The organism is Mycobacterium sp. IDUB_5, assembly GCF_055419565.1.
Genome location: NZ_JBVAXX010000002.1, coordinates 143,984 through 161,054, shown reverse-complemented (window position 1 = coordinate 161,054; position 17,071 = coordinate 143,984). Strand labels below are relative to the sequence as shown.

The window sequence follows — 17,071 nt, the reverse complement described above, 5'->3', positions numbered from 1 at the left end:
TTTCTCGGGCGGCCGGTGGCCGGCGATCGCGCGCTGATCATGGCGATCGTGAACCGGACACCGGATTCCTTCTACGACCGTGGCGCCACGTTCAGTGACGAGGCCGCCAAAGACGCTGCCCACCGCGTCGTCGCCGACGGCGCCGACATCGTCGACGTGGGCGGGGTCAAGGCCGGCCCGGGGCAAACCGTCGACGTCGACGAGGAGATCGCCCGCGTCGTGCCGTTCATCGAATGGCTGCGCGACACCTTCCCGGACCAGCTCATCAGCGTCGACACCTGGCGCGCCGAGGTGGCCAAACAGGCCTGCGCAGCAGGCGCCGACCTGATCAATGACACCTGGGGCGGCGCAGACCCCGACCTGCCGTCCGTCGCCGCCGAATTCGGCGCGGGCCTGGTGTGTTCGCACACCGGCGGCGCGGTCCCGCGCACCCGTCCGTTCCGGGTGAACTACGGGATCTCCGAGCGTGGTGTGGTCGACGACGTCGTCGCCGAGGTGACCGCGGCCGCCGATCAGGCCCTGGCCGCCGGCGTGCGACGGGACGGCATCGTCATCGATCCCACACACGATTTCGGCAAGAACACTTACCACGGTCTTAGTTTGTTGCGGCACGTAAAAGAGCTTGTTAACACTGGATGGCCCGTCCTGATGGCCCTGAGCAACAAGGATTTCGTCGGGGAGACTCTGGGTGTGGGACTCACCGAACGCCTGGAGGGCACCCTGGCGGCGACCGCACTCGCGGCCGCCGAGGGAGCAGCCATGTTCCGCGTGCACGAGGTGGGCCCCACACGTCGGGTACTGGAGATGGTGGCGTCGATTCACGGCGTCCGTCCGCCACAACGCACGGTGAGGGGACTGGCATGACGGTGTTGTCCGAGCGCGTCACGGGAATGGGCCCCCAGGGAATGGCCGAACACCGCTGGCTGACCGACCACAGCTGGAGCCGTCCGGCATGGACGGTCGCCGAGTTGGAGGCCGCGAAGAAAGGCCGCACCGTCTCGGTGGTGCTCCCGGCGCTGAACGAGGAAGAGACCGTGGCCGGCGTCGTCGAGACGATCACGCCGCTACTGGGCGGACTGGTCGACGAGCTCGTCGTGCTCGACTCCGGGTCCACTGACGACACCGAGATCCGCGCGCTCGCCGCCGGGGCGCGCGTCATCAGCCGCGAAGCTGCGCTGCCCGAGGTGGCACCAGCGCCCGGCAAGGGCGAGGTGCTGTGGCGGTCATTGGCCGCTACCACCGGCGACCTGATCGCGTTCGTCGACTCCGATCTGCTCGATCCGGACCCGATGTTCGTGCCCAAGCTGCTCGGCCCGTTGCTCACCGCCGACGGCGTGCACCTGGTCAAGGGTTTCTACCGGCGCCCGCTCAAGGTCAGCGGCCGCGAGGACGCCAACGGTGGCGGTCGCGTCACCGAGCTGGTGGCCCGGCCCCTGCTGGCCGCGCTGCGCCCTGAGCTGACGTGCCTGTACCAACCGCTCGGCGGCGAGTACGCCGGCACCAGGGAGCTGCTGACCGCGGTACCTTTCGCCCCGGGCTACGGCGTGGAGATCGGCCTGCTGGTCGACGCCTATGACCGGCTGGGACTCGACGGGATCGCACAGGTGAACCTGGGCGTCCGCACCCACCGCAACCGTCCGCTGACGGAACTGGCCTCGATGAGCCGACAGGTCATCGCGACGCTCCTGCAACGCTGCGGCATCCCGGACTCGGGCGTCGGGCTGACACAGTTCTTCGCCGACGGCGAGGATTACACGCCCCGCACGTCGTCGGTGTCGTTGGACGACCGGCCGCCGATGGTCACGCTCCGCCCTCGGTGAAGCCCTCGGTGAAGGCCCCGCTGACGCTGACCTTGTCGGTGCGCTGAGGCACTATCGACGTGTGACACTCGTTCTGCTCTACCTCGTCGTGCTGGTGCTCGTCGGCATCGTGCTCTTCGCGATCGGCAGTGTGCTGTTCGGCCGGGGTGAGGTGCTGCCGCCGCTGCCGCAGGCGACCACGGCCACCGCACTGCCCGCCACCGAGATCACCGGGGCCGACGTCGAGGCGCTGAAGTTCACCCAGACGCTGCGGGGCTACAAGGCCAGTGAGGTCGACTGGGCGCTCGAGCGCTTGGGCCGCGAGATCGACGAGCTGCGTGAGGAGCTCGCCGCCGTGCGGGCGTCGCGTGACCTTCCTCAGCACGGCGCATGACGGTCTCCTCGGATGGTCGGGTCCGCTGCGGCTGGATAGACCAGGCCCGCCTGTCCGACGACGACTTCGTGCTCTACCGCGACTATCACGACACAGAGTGGGGGCGGCCGCTACGCGATTCGGGTGCGCTGTTCGAGCGAATCACCCTCGAAGCGTTCCAGAGCGGGCTGTCGTGGCTGATCATCCTGCGCAAGCGCGAGAACTTCCGCGTGGCATTCGACGGCTTCGACGTCGAGCGCGTGGCCCGCTACACCGCGCACGACGTCGAGCGTTTGATGTCTGACGTCGGCATCGTGCGTAACCGGTCGAAGATCGAGGCCACGATCGCCAATGCCCAAGCCGTCGTCGACCTGACCGATGCGGGCGGCGATCTGGCGGACCTGCTGTGGTCCTTCGCGCCGGCCACCCGACCGAGGCCCGCCGAGCTGTCGGCGGTGCCGGCCACGTCGCCGGAATCCACCGCGATGGCCAAGGAACTCAAGCGTCGGGGATTCCGGTTCGTCGGTCCCACGACGGCGTACGCGCTGATGCAGGCGACCGGCATGGTGGACGACCACGTCGCGGACTGTTGGGTGCCGCGAACGGACCTGTAGGCCCAGCTATAGCGGGTCTTTGCACACGAGACGGCGTCGATAGGGAACAATGGATGTCTGAAGCAGTTCAGAGCCGATGCTGTCAGCGTTCGACGTCATCGGTGCGTGCATGACCAATCGGGCCCTGACGGGCACGCCCATGTGGAGGAGGCACTCGATGGCGGCGATGAAGCCCCGGACCGGCGACGGTCCACTGGAAGCAACCAAGGAGGGGCGCGGCATCGTGATGCGGGTACCACTGGAAGGCGGCGGACGATTGGTCGTCGAGCTGACTCCGGATGAGGCGGCCGCCCTCGGCGACGAACTCAAGGGCGTCACCAGCTAGCGCCTCGGGCGTTCAACAGACCTTGCGGTAGATCTCCAGGGTCTGCTCCGCGATCTGTGCCCACGAGAACTCCTCGATACAGCGGGCTCGACCCGCAGCGCCGAACGTCGCGGCGCGCTGCGGGTCCGCCACCAACGCGTTGACGCCCTCGGCGAGGTCCCGCTCGAACGCGGCCGCATCGCTGGGGTCGTAGTGGACGAGCAGGCCGGTGCGGCCGTCGTCGACCACCTCGGGGATACCGCCCACGTCGGACGCGACCACGGCCGTTCCGCATGCCATCGCTTCGAGGTTGACGATGCCCAGTGGTTCGTACACCGACGGGCAGACGAAAGCTGTTGCAGCGGTGAGGATCTCGCGGATCTTGGCGGTCGGCAACATCTCTCGCACCCAGAACACGCCCGTGCGGACGCTGGACAGCTGCTGGACTGCCGAAGCCACCTCCTCGGCGATCTCCGGGGTGTCGGGCGCACCGGCGCACAGGACGAGCTGCACCTCCGGTGCGAAGTGATGAGCCGCGGCGACCAGGTGCGCGACGCCCTTCTGTCGGGTGATCCTGCCGACGAACGCGACGATCGGACGGCTCGTGTCAACCCCCAGGTCGGCGAGCACGGACTGCTCGGGGTCGGGTTCGGTATCGGATTGGGCGGGGTACCAGACGTCGGTGTCGATGCCGTTGCGCACCACGTGCACCCGGTCGGGGTCCAGCGCCGGGTAGGTGCGGAGCACGTCGCCGCGCATTCCGGAGCTGACCGCGATCACCGCGTCCGCGGCTTCCACGGCCGTCTTCTCCACCCACGACGAGATGCGGTATCCGCCGCCGAGCTGCTCGGCCTTCCATGGCCGCATCGGTTCCAGCGAATGCGCCGTCAGCACGTGCGGCACGCCGTAGAGCAGCGCCGCCAGATGCCCGGCCATGCCGGTGTACCAGGTGTGGGAGTGCACCACCGTGGCCGCGGAACTGCCGTTGACCATGGTGAGGTCCGCGGACAACGTGGACAGCGCGGCGTTGGCGCCCGCCAGCGCCGGATCCGGCGCCGCGACCGTCACCCCCGGTCGTGGCGCACCCATGCAGTGCACGTCGACCTCGCACAGGTTGCGCAGCTGCGCGACCAGCTCGGTGACGTGAACTCCGGCGCCGCCGTAGACCTCCGGTGGGTATTCCCGCGTCATCATCGCCACTCGCATGGACCTATCCACTGCCGACCGCATGGAGTGACCGTACCCAGATGGGCCCGCGGTCGGCGCCGCATCCTCAATTGTCTTGATGCACTTGTCCTGATGCTCGTGCCGTGGCGTGGAGCCGAGAACGCGCCAATGCCCGCCAATAGCTGGCCCCCGTCACAACCTGCCGATAGGTTGGTTTACATGAGGGAAGCGCCACACGTGCTGGGCATCGTCCTGGCCGGCGGAGAAGGTAAACGGCTGTACCCGTTGACAGCCGATCGCGCCAAGCCCGCGGTTCCGTTCGGCGGCGCCTACCGGCTGATCGACTTCGTGCTCTCGAATCTGGTCAACGCCCGATTCCTGCGGATCTGCGTTCTCACCCAATACAAGTCGCATTCGCTGGATCGGCACATCTCGCAGAACTGGCGGCTGTCGGGGCTTGCCGGCGAGTACATCACCCCGGTGCCGGCACAGCAGCGTCTCGGCCCGCGGTGGTACACCGGCTCGGCCGATGCGATCTACCAGTCGATGAACCTCATCTACGACGAGGACCCCGACTACATCGTGATCTTCGGTGCCGACCACGTCTACCGGATGGATCCGGAGCAGATGGTGCAGCAGCACATCGACAGCGGCGCCGGCGCGACCGTCGCCGGAATCCGCGTGCCGCGCGCCGAAGCCAGCGCGTTCGGCTGCATCGACGCTGACGAGTCGGGGCGCATTCGCGGGTTCATCGAAAAGCCCGCCGACCCGCCGGGGACGCCCGACGATCCCGAGCAGACGTTCGTGTCGATGGGCAACTACATCTTCACCACCAAGGTGCTGATCGACGCGATCCGTGCCGACGCCGAAGACGACGACTCCGACCACGACATGGGTGGCGACATCATCCCGCGGCTGGTGTCCGACGGCATGGCGTCGGTGTACGACTTCAACAACAACGAGGTGCCGGGCGCGACGGAGCGCGACCACGGCTACTGGCGCGACGTCGGGACCCTGGACGCGTTCTACGACGCCCACATGGATCTGGTTTCCGTGCACCCGATCTTCAACCTCTACAACAAGCGGTGGCCCATCCGTGGCAGCTCCGAGAACCTGGCGCCGGCCAAGTTCGTCAACGGCGGCTCGGCTCAGGAGTCCGTCGTCGGCGCCGGCAGCATCATCTCGGCGGCATCGGTGCGCAATTCGGTGCTGTCGTCGAACGTCGCCGTCGACGACGGTGCGATCGTCGAGGGCAGCGTGATCATGCCGGGCGCGCGGATCGGCCGCGGCGCGGTCGTGCGGCACGCCATTCTCGACAAGAACGTCGTGGTCGGCCCGGGGGAGATGGTCGGCGTCGACCTGGACAAGGACCGGGAACGGTTCTCGGTCAGCGCCGGCGGCGTCGTGGCAGTCGGCAAGGGCGTCTGGGTCTAGCCCCGGGTCCTCAGCGGATGGCGGCTTTCGAGGAACGTCGACGGCGCCGGATCAGCCGGATTGCGGCCCAGGCCATAACGACGAGCGCGACCAGAACCAGGGCCGGGACCAGGATCGCCAGCACCACGAGCAGCACGCTGACGACGTCTTCGATCGTGCTGAGCACCGGCGCGGCCATGCCTGCCGTCGCGACGTTGGCCGCAGGTCTGACCGTCGACTTCGTCAGCGACACCACCAGGGCGACGACGACACCGGCGGCGACGGGAATCCACTGACCGGACTGTGCGAAGGCGCCCGGATCGGTGACGGCGGACGTCTGTGCCGCGGTGCCGGAGCCGAACACGATTCCACCTGCGGTGGGCCGGACGAGCGTCTGGACGGTGTCGTTGACGCTGTCGAGGGCGGGCACCTTGTCGGCGACGACCTCGACGGCCAGCAACACCGCCACGATGGCCATCACCCACCCGTTCTCGAGCCACGCCCAGCCCGACGGCAGAGTGACCAGGTCGGTGCACCGGGCCAGCAGTCCCAGCGCCAGTAGAGGGATGTAAGCGTTGAGCCCCGCCGCGCTCGCCAGCCCGAACCCGGTCAGCACTTCCATGGGCTCAGTATGGGCTCACCACAGGTGAGGGATCAGCCGAAATCTCACCTGCTGCATGTATTCCGGATAACCGGTCAGGTCGGCGGTGAGCGCGCGCTCTTCATCATGGATTCGCGCGACAAGCAGCGGGACTGCTGCCAGCACGACGACAAACGCCCACAGCGAGCCCAGCGCCAGCGGCATCCCGGCCATCATCACCAGCGTCGCGCTGTACATCGGGTGTCGGACGAGACCGTAGAGTCCGGTCGACACCACCGGCTGGTTGTCCTCGACGGTGATACTCGCGCCGGCCCACTCGTTCTGCACCACAACCCATTGGGCGCCGAGTAGCCCCATGGCGACCATGACTTCGCCGAGGACGACGAGCCAGACCGGAACTGCGGACCAGCCGAACCGCCAGTCCAGCGCACCGACGACGAGCGTCGCGAACACCGCCACCACGGTCGCGGTGATGATGACCCGCTGCACCGGACGTTTCTCCGCCGTCGGCCCCACCTTCATCCGGCGTGCCAGCGCATCGGGCCGGCGCATCGCGAGGTACGCGCCGGAGGCCACCGAACACGCGGTGAAGACCGCGATGAAACCCCATCCCGGCCAGTAGCTCACGGTGCCGGCCGGTATGAACAACGCCAGACCGAGGCACAGGATCCCGAGAACCGCCGACGCGAGGGCCTGCAGGATGATCTTCACGGTCAGCGCAGATCACGCCGTCGAAAACCGATGGCGCCCAGGGCGATCGCCGCGGCGTCGAGACAGAGCAGCCATACCAGCGGCACGACGGTGAAGTCACCGGTACCGACGTGGGGGACGTGGCTGAACGGCTCCAGGTCGAGCAGCCACTGCGGCGCGTTCGCCAGTGACCCCATCATGAACACCGCGATGAACGCGACGAGAACGGCCCACGCGGCCGGCGCCCAGCGCGGCACGACGCCGAACAGTGCCACGGCCACCGCGGCGGGCAGCCACACCGCGGGCAGTTGGGCGGCTGCGGTGCCGAGCACGGTCGGGAGCGTGCCGCCGACGTCGCCGACTGCGGCGCCGTAGGTCAGCCCGGTGACCAGGCCGGCGACCACCAGCGCCGCGGCCGGGCCGCCGATCGCGAACACCAGATGGCTTGTCAGCCAACGGGTTCGACTGACGGCTCCGGCCAGCACGGCTTCCGCGAGTTGACCGCTCTCCTCCTGGTGCAACCGCAGCGCCAGCGAGACGGCGAAGGCCGCCGCGATCATGCCGAGCATGCTGAACGCCACCGAGATGAACGCCTGCTCGATCGCACTGGAACCGCCTAGGCGTGCCACGATGTCGCGGGCGACCTGGCTGCCGCCCATCTCTTCGCCGATACCGTGCACGATGCTGCCGATCAGCAGGCCGTAGAGACTCACACCCACCGTCCACACGAGCAGCGCCCCGCGGTCCAGACGCCACGCCAGTCCGACCGCTCCACTCAACGCTGTTGGGGCGTGGGACGGGCCGGGGCGCTCGGCGAGCAGTCCCGCGCCGACGTCGCGCCGGGACAGAAGCAGATAGGCGATTGCCAGCAGGGCGACGGTCAGCGCGACATGCAGTGCCAGAACGGCAAACCTGTCACCGGCGTAGGGCCGGACCTGCAGCGACCACCCGAGCGGCGAGAGCCAGCTCAGGAACGCGGCGCGAGTGCCGGCGTCGCCGACCGCCCGCAGTGTGAACGCGGTACCGAGCACCGCGAACGCGGCGCCCCGCGTGACACGGGCGCTCGGCGACACCTGGGCCGTGACGGCGGCCACCGCGGTGAACACCAGGCCCGAGCAGGTGAGGGCGGCTCCGAACGCCACCGAGCCGGTGGCGGGCACGTTCTGGGTGAGCAGGCCGACGGTACCGATGGCTCCCGTCGCGACGGACGCACCGGCGGCGAGCAGCACCGCCGCGGTCAGTCCGGCGTAGCGACCGATGGCCGTGGAATCGAGCAGCTCGGTGCGGCCCGCTTCCTCGTCTCCGCGGGTGTGGCGAATAACCGTGAGGATCACCGCGACCGCGATCAGCGTGTGGAACATGCCGGCCTTCCAGATGCCGACCGAACCCAAACTGTCTGTGTAGATCTGCCCGTAGAGAGCGCGCTGCGCCGGACTGGCCATGATCGACGCGGCCAGCGACGCGCGGTCCGCCTCGGTGGGGTACACGGCCGCGGTGGCGCCGACGTAGACCGTCGAGAGCGGAACCGACAGCAGAAACACCCACAGCGGCAACACGATTCGGTCTCGACGGGTGTAGAGCCGCAACAGGTCCAGGGTGCCGGACAGGCCCGTCCCGCGGCTGGGTGCCTCGTGCGCCGGGTGGGGGCGCTCGAGCAGCGCGGTCATGCGTGCACCTGCTCGGTGTCTGTGGTGTCAGCGGTGTCTGTGGTGTCGTAGTGGCGCAGGAACAGCTCTTCGAGGGTGGGCGGTTGGCTGACCAGGCTGCGCACCCCGGCGTCGCCGAGCACCTTCATCACCTGTGTCAAGCTCTCCGCGTCGACGTGCGCGCGCACGGTCGTGCCGTCGACGGTGACGTCGTCGACACCGGGAATGGTGGTGAGATCACCAGGTGTGCGGAGCAATTCGGCCGTGATGGAGGTGCGCGACAGATGGCGCATCGAGTCCAGTGAGCCGCTCTCGACGGTTCGGCCGTCTCGGATGATGGTCACCCGGTCGCACAGCGCCTCAGTCTCGGCGAGGATGTGGCTGGAGAGCAGGACGGTGACCCCGCGATCGCGAGCCTCGCCGACGCACTGCTGAAAGATGTTCTCCATCAACGGATCGAGGCCGGTGCTGGGTTCATCGAGCAGGAGAAGGCGTGCGCGGGAGGAGAACGCCGATACCAGCGACACCTTTTGCCGGTTGCCCTTGGAGTAGGTGCGCGCTTTCTTCGTGGGGTCGAGGCTGAACCGCTCGACGAGCTCGTCGCGACGCTTCGTGTCGATGCCGCCCCGCATGCGGGCCAGCAGGTCGATGGTCTCGCCGCCGGTGAGTGTCGGCCAGAGCGTGACATCGCCGGGCACATAAGCCAACTGGCGATGCAGAGTGACGGCATCGGTCCACGGGTCGGCGCCGAGTACGCGCACCGTTCCGGAGTCGGCGCGGGCGAGGCCGAGCAGGACGCGGATGGTGGTGGACTTGCCCGCGCCATTGGGTCCGAGGAAGCCGTGCACCTCACCGTCGGCGACCTGGAGGTCGAGGCCGTCGAGTGCTCGGACCACACCGAACGTCTTGGTCAGCGACCGTACGTCTATCGCAGCATGCTCACTCATCTGGTTCTCCTTGTGTGAACGGAATGCCTTGTCGGCGCCTGTCGAGGAAGGCGTCGTACATCGTCGAATCGGTCATCAGGCCGTGGGTGTAGAGCTCCAGCGCCGGTAACACCATCTCCTCGCTGTAGTCGCGCAGGACCGCGCGCAGATCGGAGGGGTCGGGGTGGAGCTGCAGGTAGAGAAGGAAGGCGCCACCGCCGGTCATGCCCAGAAACCGGGCACGCGCCGTCGGGTCCACGCTGGGCTTGATGGTGCCCGCACGGACTCCTTCGTCGATGTATTGCCCGGTGTTGTCGATCATCGTGTGCCACAGGGCCTTTGCCAGCTCCCCACCCGACTGAAGGCTGCGCACCAGGTAAGCCATCATCGGCGCGTACTGCTCGATCTCGGCCATCTGAGCGAGCCACGTCGCAGGGTCAGATGCTTGGATCGACTCGGACTTCGCGGCGCGGATCGTCTCGGCGACGTAGTCGTCGCAGGTGCGGTGCAGGTTGTCCTTGCTGCCGAAGTGGTGGATCACCAGGCCGGGGCTCACACCGGCGGCCGCCGCGATCGCTCGCACGCTGACCCTGAAGCCGTCTCGGCCGAACAGGTCGATGGCGGCGTCTCGAATCCGGGCCACCGCGGTCAGATCATCGGCTGAACGCATGTTTAGTAGGCTAAACGCGTGTTTAGTCGCGGGTCAAGAGATCATCGCGAGCAGACACAAACTCCGGCGCGTCACCGTCGACGCGCCGGAGTTTGTGTCTGCTCGGCAGAGAAAATTCAGTCCCGGGCAGCGGCCAGCAGGCCGTCGCCGAGGGGGATCAGCACCGGAGTCAGCCGCTCGTCCTCGGCGATCAGGCGGGCTGCCTCACGCACCGCACTGACTTCGGCGTCTTTGGCGGTGGCGTCGCCGGCCCGTCCGCCCAGCGCCGCGCGGTGCACGACGATCGCACCGCCCGGCCGCAGCAACCGCACCCCTTCGACCACGAACTGAGGCTGGTCGCTGGGCGCGGCGTCGATGAACACCAGGTCGTAGGTCTCGTCGGCCAGTCGCGTCAGCACTTCCTGGGCGCGCCCGCTGATCAACCGGGTGCGGCCCGGGCCGACGCCGGCCTCGGTGAACGCCTGCTTGGCGATCCGCTGGTGTTCGGGTTCGACGTCGATCGTGGTCAGCACGCCGTCCTCGCGCATGCCGGACAGCAGCCACAACCCGCTGACGCCGGCACCGGTGCCGACCTCGACCACCGCCTTGGCGCTGGTCAGCTTGGCCAGGACGCACAGCAGAGCACCGACCGCGGGCGTCACCGCTCCTGCGCCGATGTCGACGGCCCGCTCCCGCGCGGCAGCGACGATGGCATCCTCGGAGATGGAGTGTTCCGCGTGGCTGACGATCGCCTCGGCGGCACTCGGGGCGACCGGGGACTCGCCGTCGCCGGCGGTGGGCTCGTCGGTGCTCGACATGCCCGCAGCGTAGAGCGTCGGCCGCGGCGCCGGTACGTCGACACGCCCGCTCGCCGCGAGAGCCGCCGCTCCGGGCGGGTGCGGCGTTTCCGCTGGTCGAAAATGGGTAGCGAGCATTCTCAGGAAATGTTCAGTTTGCTCATATGCCTGGCTCACCACGACGGGAGAACGTGTTCGCATGACAGACGCCGCGCACCGCGACGAGATCGCTGACCGCGGGAAGAATGTCTCACTGCGCCGCGTTGTCTCGGCCGAGCGGTACACGCCGAGTTCCGTGCCGCAGAACAGTCCGCACGACCTGGAGGATCTGACGACCACCCAAGCCCCCGGCAGCAGCGCTGCCCCCGTCTCTGCGCCCGTCTCGATGGCTCATCTCGAGCAGTTCACCGAGGCCGAATGGGTGGAGACCACCGACGAGTTGACCGGCACGGCCGTCTTCGACGCCACCGGCGATCACGCCGCCATGCCGAGCTGGGACGAACTCGTCCGCCAGCACGCCGACCGCGTCTACCGGCTGGCCTACCGTCTGTCGGGCAACCAGCACGACGCCGAGGACCTGACCCAGGAGACCTTCATCAGGGTGTTCCGGTCGGTCCAGAACTATCAGCCGGGCACCTTCGAGGGCTGGCTGCACCGCATCACCACGAACCTGTTCCTCGACATGGTGCGCCGCCGCGGACGTATCCGCATGGAGGCGCTGCCCGAGGATTACGAGCGGGTGCCGGCGGACGAGCCGAACCCCGAGCAGATCTACCACGACTCGCGGCTGGGTCCGGATCTGCAAGCCGCGCTCGACTCGCTCGCCCCGGAGTTCCGCGCCGCGGTGGTGCTGTGCGATATCGAAGGTTTGTCCTATGAGGAGATCGGCGCGACGCTGGGCGTCAAGCTCGGCACCGTGCGCAGCCGCATCCATCGTGGTCGGCAGGCGCTGCGCGAGTACCTCGCTCGGCACAGTGACATCACGACCATCCATGGTTCGGCTGCATCGGCCTGATATCGGTCGCGATGTTGAACGGCGAATGCACAGAAAGCCGCGCTACATTCGAGACAGGCCTGCATTCATGACCGGAGAGGAGTCGGGTGGTGTTCGATCCCGGACATGCGTTCCGTCGCGCCTTCTCCTGGCTTCCCACGCAGTTCGCGGCGCAGAGTGACGCACCCGTCGGACCTCGACAGTTCGGAAGTACCGAGCACTTGTCCACCGAGGCCGTCGCCGCGTACGTCGACGGTGAACTGCGAATGAGCGCGCACCTGCGTGCCGCTCACCACATGTCGATGTGCCCGGAGTGCGCGATGGAGGTCGACAGCCAACGCCAAGCCAGGGAAGTGCTGCGCGACGCGTGCCCCGTTGCGATGCCGAGCTCTTTGCTGGGCTTGCTCTCCCAGATCCCGCAGCATGCGCCTCTGCAACATTCTGAACACGAATCGGGGCCGGCCGACACCCCGCAGCTGGCCGACGGTGCATCTCGCACCCGTCGGAAGCGTCGGTAGGGTGAGGGTGACGTCGGCCCGGCCCGGATGCCGTTGATTGCTGGCGTCTCACACTTGCAGGTGCTGAACACGGTGACGAGAAGGGCGATCTACGCGTGACCAATCTGGACCAGACCGGTCGGGAGCGTCTCGAACCGCGCCCGGTGTCGCGGCCTCCGGTCGATCCGGCCGCCAAGCGCGCCTTCGGCAGGCCCGACGGGGTGAGCGGATCGTTCATCGGTCGCGGGCAGAGCCGCGACCAGGGCGAGTACGCGCCGAAGGATCAGCCGCCGGACCCCGTCCTCGCCGAGGCCTTCGGACGCCCGTACCCCGGCGGCGATTCGCTGCAGCGCCACCCGACCGACGCCGGCGCCCTGAACGCGGAGCGCGACGGTGACGGGGACGACGTCGACGATCCGTGGCGCAACCCCGGAGCCCCGGTGGCGCTGGGCACCCCGGCCGTCACACACGTCGCGCCTGCGGCGCCGACCGCCCCGGCCGGAAAGCTGGGCGTGCGTGATGTGCTTTTCGGCGGCAGGGTGTCCTGGTTCGCCCTCGTGGTGCTCGGGATCGTCGCCTTGGTCATCGGCGTCGCCGGCGGCGTGGTCGGTCGCAAGACCGCCGAAGTCGTCGAGGCGTTCACCACGTCCAGGGTGACGTTGGAGACCAGCGACAACGGCGAGCCGCCGCAGGGCCAGTTCGCGAAGGTGGCCGCCGCGGTCGCCGACTCTGTCGTGACGATCGAGGCGAAGAGCGACACGGAGGGCGCACAGGGCTCCGGTGTCATCGTCGACGGCCGCGGCTACATCGTGACCAACAATCACGTGATCTCCGAGGCGGCGACCAATCCGAGCAAGTTCAAGATGTCGGTCGTCTTCAACGACGGCAAGGAAGTGCCTGCCAATCTCGTCGGTCGCGACCCCAAGACCGACCTGGCGGTCCTCAAGGTCGACAACGTCGACAACCTCGCGGTGGCTCGCCTCGGCGACTCGGAGAAGCTGCGCGTGGGCGAAGAAGTGATCGCCGCGGGTGCTCCTCTTGGCCTGCGCAGCACGGTCACCCACGGCATCATCAGCGCGCTGCACCGGCCCGTCCCGCTCTCGGGCGAGGGGTCGGACACCGACACCGTGATCGACGGCGTGCAGACCGACGCATCGATCAACCACGGCAACTCCGGTGGTCCGCTGATCAACATGAACTCCGAGGTCATCGGCATCAACACCGCCGGCAAGTCGCTGTCCGACAGTGCCAGCGGGCTCGGCTTCGCGATCCCGGTCAACGAGGTCAAGCAGGTCGTCGAGGCCCTGATCCAGGACGGAAAGATCGCGCACCCGACGCTGGGCCTGACCGCCCGCTCGGTCAGCAACGACGTCTCCAAGGGTGCCCAGATCGCCAACGTGACCGCGGGCGGCCCTGCGGAACGCGCGGGCATCCTCGAGAACGACGTCGTCGTCAAGGTCGGTAACCGCGACGTCGCCGACGCCGACGAGTTCGTCGTCGCGGTCCGGCAGCTCAAGATCGGTGAGCCCGCCCCCATCGAGGTCATGCGCGACGGCCGTCGGGTCACCCTGACCGTCATTCCCGGCCCCGACAACAGCACCTAGGCCCATGTTCGCCAACGTGGGTTGGGGCGAGATGCTGGTCCTGGTGATCGCCGGTCTGGTGATCCTGGGGCCGGAGCGGCTGCCTGGTGCGATCCGCTGGACATCGGGTGCGGTGCGACAGGCCCGGGACTACATCTCCGGGGCCACCAGCCAACTCCGGGAGGACCTCGGGCCCGAGTTCGATGACTTGCGGGAACCACTCTCGGAACTGCAGAAGCTGCGCGGGATGACGCCGCGCGCTGCGCTCACCAAACACCTGCTCGACGGCGACGACTCGATCTTCACCGGACGATTCGACTCGCCACAGACACCCCAGACGCCGGAGACACCGACAGAGAAGCCGCAGTCCGGCCCGGGACCAGCGCAGTTCCCGGTGAAGAAAGAGCCCGGCGCCACCAAGTTCGACCCCGACGCGACGTAGCGGGGCTCAGCGACCGGCCGGGTCGAGGCCCAGTGACATCCCCGCCAGCCCGCGCTTGCGGGTCGACAGGGCGTCGGCGATCGAGCGCAATGCGGTGCCGGCCGCCGACTCCGGCGCGCTCAGCACCAGCGGAACCCCGGAGTCCCCGGCGCTGACCAGAGCCGGATCCAGTGGCACCTGGCCCAGAAGCGGGACATCAGCGCCGACGGAGCGCGACAGGCTCTCGGCGACCTGTCGACCGCCGCCCTCCCCGAACAGGTGCATCGTCGAGCCGTCCGGCAGCACCAGTCCGGACATGTTCTCGACGACGCCCGCGATGCGCTGACGGGTCTGCAGCGCGATGGCGCCGGCGCGCTCGGCGACCTCCGCGGCGGCCAGCTGCGGCGTGGTGACGACGAGGATCTCGGCGCCGGGGATCAGCTGGGACACCGAGATCGCGATGTCACCGGTGCCGGGCGGCAGGTCCAGCAGCAGCACGTCCAGATCGCCCCAGTACACGTCGGCGAGGAACTGCTGCAGTGCGCGGTGGAGCATCGGCCCACGCCAGACGACGGGTGTGTTGCCCTGGGTGAACATCGCGATCGAGATGACCCGCACGTCGTGGGCCACCGGCGGCAGGATCATCGAGTCGACCTGGGTGGGGCGGTCCGTGGTGCCCATCATGCGAGGCACGGAGTGGCCGTAGATGTCGGCGTCGAGCACCCCGACCGACAGCCCCTTCGACGCCATCGCGGCCGCCAGATTGACTGTGACGCTGGACTTCCCGACGCCGCCCTTGCCCGATGCCACCGCGTAGACGCGGGTCAGTGAGCCGGGTTGGGCGAACGGGATCACCGGTTCGCGGGAGTCGCCGCGCAACTGCTTGCGCAGTTCGGCGCGCTGCTCGTCGTTCATGACGTCGAGCGTCACGCGGACCGATCCGGTGCCGGGCACGTCGCTGACGGCTCGGGTGACCTGCTCGGAGATCTCCGTCTTCTTCGGGCATGCCGAGGTGGTCAGGTAGATCTCGACGTGCACGGACGCGTCGGCGTCGACGGTGACGTCCTTGACCATGCCGATGTCGGTGATCGGGCGTCGGAGTTCGGGGTCGATGACCTTGGCCAGCGCGGCGCGGACAGCTTTCGTCAGGTCGGGGCCAGTCAGGTCAGGGGTGTGGTCAGACATCACCCGAGAGTGTAGGCCTGACGCTGGTCGGAGCCGTCAGCCCACCGGGCCGGGCGCGGGTCCCGGTGCCGGCCCCAGTCCCGGCGGCAGGGCGGGGGCGGCCGGAGGCGGAGCAGGCTGGGCGGGCATCAGCGGCGCTGCGGGCGGCAATGGCTGAGCGGCCGGCATCGCCGGCGGGGCGGCCGGAGGGACTGCAGAGTTGATGCAGAACACCGCGCACTGCGGCTGCTGCTGGGCCGGCGGCGGCGTGACCCACGGCGGCACCCAGGCGGGCGGGGGTGCGGGCGCCGGTTGCGGCGCTGCCTCGGGTGCGGGGCCGGGCAACGGTCCGAGTGATTGTCCCGGCGCGAACCCGGGGACGTTCGTGTTCATCAGGGCGGCGACGTCGGTGCGCTGCCCCAGCTGCAGCAGTGCCAAGGGATCGTTGGCAGGCAGCCCTGCGGCGTTGAGTGGCATGCCGGGCCCGAGTCCCTCGGGGCGGTCCAGGTGGCTGTCGCCGAGCGCGGGCACCTCGCCGCTGATCGGCGGGAGATCCACCGGCACCACGCCCGTCGCGTACGCCGCTGCCCAGCCCAGCACGTTGCGCGCGTAGGCCATCGAGTTGTTGTAGCGCAGGATCGCAGCCAGCACGTCGGGCTGGTTGCGCAGGTTGAGCCCGCCGCTGCACAGGTAACGGGCGGCGGCCAGCGACGCGTCGAAGACGTTCTGCACATCGGCCTTGCCGTCGCCGTCGCCGTCGGCGGCGTAGCGCGACCAGGTACCGGGCAGGAACTGCATCGGGCCGAGCGCGCGGGCGTAGACCACACGATCGGAGCCCCGGCTCTGGACGATCACCTCGTTGCCCGGCAGCGTGCCGTCCAGGCTGGGGCCGTAGATCGGTCGCACGGCGGTGCCGCGGGCATCGGTGGCGCCGCCGTTGGCGTGCATCGACTCGATGCGGCCGATTCCGGCGAGCAGATTCCAGCTCACCCCACAGCCGGGCGTGGTCGCGGCCATCTTGGCTTCGGCGTTGCGGTAGGCCGCCAGAGCCATCGACGGGATGCGCAGCGTGCCGGGCGCATTGACCACGATGGCCGGTGGGGGTGCGGACACGGTGGCTGCCGCGATCCGCAGCGGGGTCGGGGTCTTGGCGACCGCGACCACCGAGGCTCCGGCGGAACTCGGTGACGAGGGGGCGATCGCGGCCATCGGCATCACCGCGGTGTCGCGGGACGGTGAGTGGGGTGACGGCGCGGAAGCGCCGACCGCGCCGGCCAGCACCAGGGGAGTCAGCACAGCCGCAACGCCGAAGGCCGGCATGCGGATCAGGCGTCCCGCCCGACATCTCACTGCTCCGAGAGCCGCTCGTCCACCTATGTGCACGCAACCGTCCTCGCTGTGTGGGGGCCTGTGAACTCAGTCACCATATCGGT

Annotated in this window: 19 protein-coding genes; 10 read left to right on the top strand and 9 right to left on the bottom strand. The window is 68.8% G+C overall.

Going from position 1 to position 17,071, the window contains the following annotated elements; genetic code table 11:
• The first annotated feature begins 39 nt into the window (after window positions 1-39).
• The 5 genes from folP (at window position 40) to ACZY1G_RS05745 (ending at window position 3,111) form a co-directional block, all read left to right on the top strand.
• The gene (gene folP, locus ACZY1G_RS05765) at window positions 40-864 is read left to right on the top strand and encodes a dihydropteroate synthase (protein ID WP_463822211.1); all 825 of its coding nucleotides are present in this window, start codon (window positions 40-42) and stop codon (window positions 862-864) included.
• A complete protein-coding gene (locus ACZY1G_RS05760; RefSeq protein WP_463815577.1) occupies window positions 861-1,820 on the top strand; it encodes a glucosyl-3-phosphoglycerate synthase in 960 nt (319 codons plus the stop codon). The genes folP and ACZY1G_RS05760 overlap by 4 nt, the downstream gene beginning before the upstream one ends.
• 61 nt (window positions 1,821-1,881) lie before the next feature.
• Entirely contained in the window at window positions 1,882-2,193 is a 312-nt protein-coding gene (locus ACZY1G_RS05755) for a DivIVA domain-containing protein (RefSeq protein ID WP_463815579.1), read from the top strand.
• A complete protein-coding gene (locus ACZY1G_RS05750) occupies window positions 2,190-2,786 on the top strand; it encodes a DNA-3-methyladenine glycosylase I (protein WP_463821851.1) in 597 nt (198 codons plus the stop codon). The genes ACZY1G_RS05755 and ACZY1G_RS05750 overlap by 4 nt, the downstream gene beginning before the upstream one ends.
• Window positions 2,787-2,943: 157 nt before the next feature.
• Window positions 2,944-3,111, top strand: coding sequence for a DUF3117 domain-containing protein (locus tag ACZY1G_RS05745; protein ID WP_003406247.1), 168 nt, complete (start codon window positions 2,944-2,946; stop codon window positions 3,109-3,111).
• A 12-nt stretch (window positions 3,112-3,123) separates the two neighbouring features.
• On the opposite strand, the gene glgA is transcribed toward ACZY1G_RS05745, so the two are convergent.
• Entirely contained in the window at window positions 3,124-4,296 is a 1,173-nt protein-coding gene (gene glgA / locus ACZY1G_RS05740) for a glycogen synthase (protein WP_463822210.1), read from the bottom strand.
• 180 nt (window positions 4,297-4,476) lie between these two features.
• Here glgA and glgC point away from each other — a divergent pair, with 180 nt between their 5' ends.
• Entirely contained in the window at window positions 4,477-5,691 is a 1,215-nt protein-coding gene (glgC, locus tag ACZY1G_RS05735; RefSeq protein ID WP_463815581.1) for a glucose-1-phosphate adenylyltransferase, read from the top strand.
• A 10-nt stretch (window positions 5,692-5,701) separates the two neighbouring features.
• On the opposite strand, the gene ACZY1G_RS05730 is transcribed toward glgC, so the two are convergent.
• The 6 genes from ACZY1G_RS05730 to ACZY1G_RS05705 form a co-directional block, all read right to left on the bottom strand.
• Window positions 5,702-6,292, bottom strand: coding sequence for a DUF4126 domain-containing protein (locus ACZY1G_RS05730; RefSeq protein WP_463815582.1), 591 nt, complete (start codon window positions 6,290-6,292; stop codon window positions 5,702-5,704).
• Between the two features lie 15 nt (window positions 6,293-6,307).
• Window positions 6,308-6,982: a methyltransferase family protein gene (locus ACZY1G_RS05725; protein WP_463821850.1), complete on the bottom strand. Its 675-nt coding sequence runs from the start codon at window positions 6,980-6,982 to the stop codon at window positions 6,308-6,310.
• 2 nt (window positions 6,983-6,984) lie between these two features.
• On the bottom strand, window positions 6,985-8,628 hold the full coding sequence (locus ACZY1G_RS05720; RefSeq protein ID WP_463821849.1) for an ABC transporter permease: 1,644 nt from the start codon (window positions 8,626-8,628) through the stop codon (window positions 6,985-6,987).
• Window positions 8,625-9,554: an ABC transporter ATP-binding protein gene (locus ACZY1G_RS05715; RefSeq protein WP_463815585.1), complete on the bottom strand. Its 930-nt coding sequence runs from the start codon at window positions 9,552-9,554 to the stop codon at window positions 8,625-8,627. Before ACZY1G_RS05715 ends, ACZY1G_RS05720 begins: the two co-directional genes overlap by 4 nt.
• The gene (locus tag ACZY1G_RS05710) at window positions 9,547-10,203 is read right to left on the bottom strand and encodes a TetR/AcrR family transcriptional regulator (RefSeq protein WP_463815586.1); all 657 of its coding nucleotides are present in this window, start codon (window positions 10,201-10,203) and stop codon (window positions 9,547-9,549) included. Before ACZY1G_RS05710 ends, ACZY1G_RS05715 begins: the two co-directional genes overlap by 8 nt.
• Window positions 10,204-10,319: 116 nt before the next feature.
• Window positions 10,320-11,000, bottom strand: a complete 681-nt coding sequence (locus ACZY1G_RS05705; RefSeq protein WP_463815587.1) for an O-methyltransferase — start codon at window positions 10,998-11,000, stop codon at window positions 10,320-10,322.
• Window positions 11,001-11,178: 178 nt separating this feature from the next.
• Between ACZY1G_RS05705 and sigE the strand changes: the two genes are divergently transcribed.
• From sigE to tatB, 4 genes are all read left to right on the top strand, one after another.
• Complete coding sequence (sigE, locus tag ACZY1G_RS05700) at window positions 11,179-11,994, top strand: RNA polymerase sigma factor SigE (protein WP_463815588.1); 816 nt, start codon at window positions 11,179-11,181, stop codon at window positions 11,992-11,994.
• Window positions 11,995-12,083: 89 nt separating this feature from the next.
• A complete protein-coding gene (gene rseA / locus ACZY1G_RS05695) occupies window positions 12,084-12,491 on the top strand; it encodes an anti-sigma E factor RseA (protein WP_463815589.1) in 408 nt (135 codons plus the stop codon).
• 95 nt (window positions 12,492-12,586) lie between these two features.
• Entirely contained in the window at window positions 12,587-14,074 is a 1,488-nt protein-coding gene (gene htrA, locus ACZY1G_RS05690) for a serine protease HtrA (RefSeq protein ID WP_463815591.1), read from the top strand.
• 4 nt (window positions 14,075-14,078) lie between these two features.
• Window positions 14,079-14,495: a Sec-independent protein translocase protein TatB gene (tatB, locus tag ACZY1G_RS05685; protein WP_463815592.1), complete on the top strand. Its 417-nt coding sequence runs from the start codon at window positions 14,079-14,081 to the stop codon at window positions 14,493-14,495.
• A 6-nt stretch (window positions 14,496-14,501) separates the two neighbouring features.
• Here the strand turns inward: tatB and ACZY1G_RS05680 are convergent, their stop codons facing one another.
• Both ACZY1G_RS05680 and ACZY1G_RS05675 read right to left on the bottom strand, forming a co-directional pair.
• Window positions 14,502-15,659, bottom strand: a complete 1,158-nt coding sequence (locus ACZY1G_RS05680) for an Mrp/NBP35 family ATP-binding protein (protein WP_463815593.1) — start codon at window positions 15,657-15,659, stop codon at window positions 14,502-14,504.
• 36 nt (window positions 15,660-15,695) lie between these two features.
• Window positions 15,696-17,021, bottom strand: coding sequence for a lytic transglycosylase domain-containing protein (locus tag ACZY1G_RS05675; RefSeq protein WP_463821848.1), 1,326 nt, complete (start codon window positions 17,019-17,021; stop codon window positions 15,696-15,698).
• Window positions 17,022-17,071 lie beyond the last annotated feature (50 nt).

Excerpts from the sequence above, each read along its gene's own strand:
- ACZY1G_RS05710 (WP_463815586.1), bottom strand. The coding sequence starts at position 10,203 with ATGCGTTCAGCCGATGATCTGACCGCGGTGGCCCGGATTCGAGACGCC.
- ACZY1G_RS05750 (WP_463821851.1), top strand. The coding sequence starts at position 2,190 with ATGACGGTCTCCTCGGATGGTCGGGTCCGCTGCGGCTGGATAGACCAG.
- tatB (WP_463815592.1), top strand. The coding sequence starts at position 14,079 with ATGTTCGCCAACGTGGGTTGGGGCGAGATGCTGGTCCTGGTGATCGCC.
- ACZY1G_RS05730 (WP_463815582.1), bottom strand. The coding sequence starts at position 6,292 with ATGGAAGTGCTGACCGGGTTCGGGCTGGCGAGCGCGGCGGGGCTCAAC.
- ACZY1G_RS05680 (WP_463815593.1), bottom strand. The coding sequence starts at position 15,659 with ATGTCTGACCACACCCCTGACCTGACTGGCCCCGACCTGACGAAAGCT.
- ACZY1G_RS05720 (WP_463821849.1), bottom strand. The coding sequence starts at position 8,628 with ATGACCGCGCTGCTCGAGCGCCCCCACCCGGCGCACGAGGCACCCAGC.
- ACZY1G_RS05745 (WP_003406247.1), top strand. The coding sequence starts at position 2,944 with ATGGCGGCGATGAAGCCCCGGACCGGCGACGGTCCACTGGAAGCAACC.
- ACZY1G_RS05760 (WP_463815577.1), top strand. The coding sequence starts at position 861 with ATGACGGTGTTGTCCGAGCGCGTCACGGGAATGGGCCCCCAGGGAATG.
- sigE (WP_463815588.1), top strand. The coding sequence starts at position 11,179 with ATGACAGACGCCGCGCACCGCGACGAGATCGCTGACCGCGGGAAGAAT.
- glgC (WP_463815581.1), top strand. The coding sequence starts at position 4,477 with ATGAGGGAAGCGCCACACGTGCTGGGCATCGTCCTGGCCGGCGGAGAA.
- glgA (WP_463822210.1), bottom strand. The coding sequence starts at position 4,296 with ATGCGAGTGGCGATGATGACGCGGGAATACCCACCGGAGGTCTACGGC.
- ACZY1G_RS05715 (WP_463815585.1), bottom strand. The coding sequence starts at position 9,554 with ATGAGTGAGCATGCTGCGATAGACGTACGGTCGCTGACCAAGACGTTC.
- folP (WP_463822211.1), top strand. The coding sequence starts at position 40 with ATGGCGATCGTGAACCGGACACCGGATTCCTTCTACGACCGTGGCGCC.
- ACZY1G_RS05705 (WP_463815587.1), bottom strand. The coding sequence starts at position 11,000 with ATGTCGAGCACCGACGAGCCCACCGCCGGCGACGGCGAGTCCCCGGTC.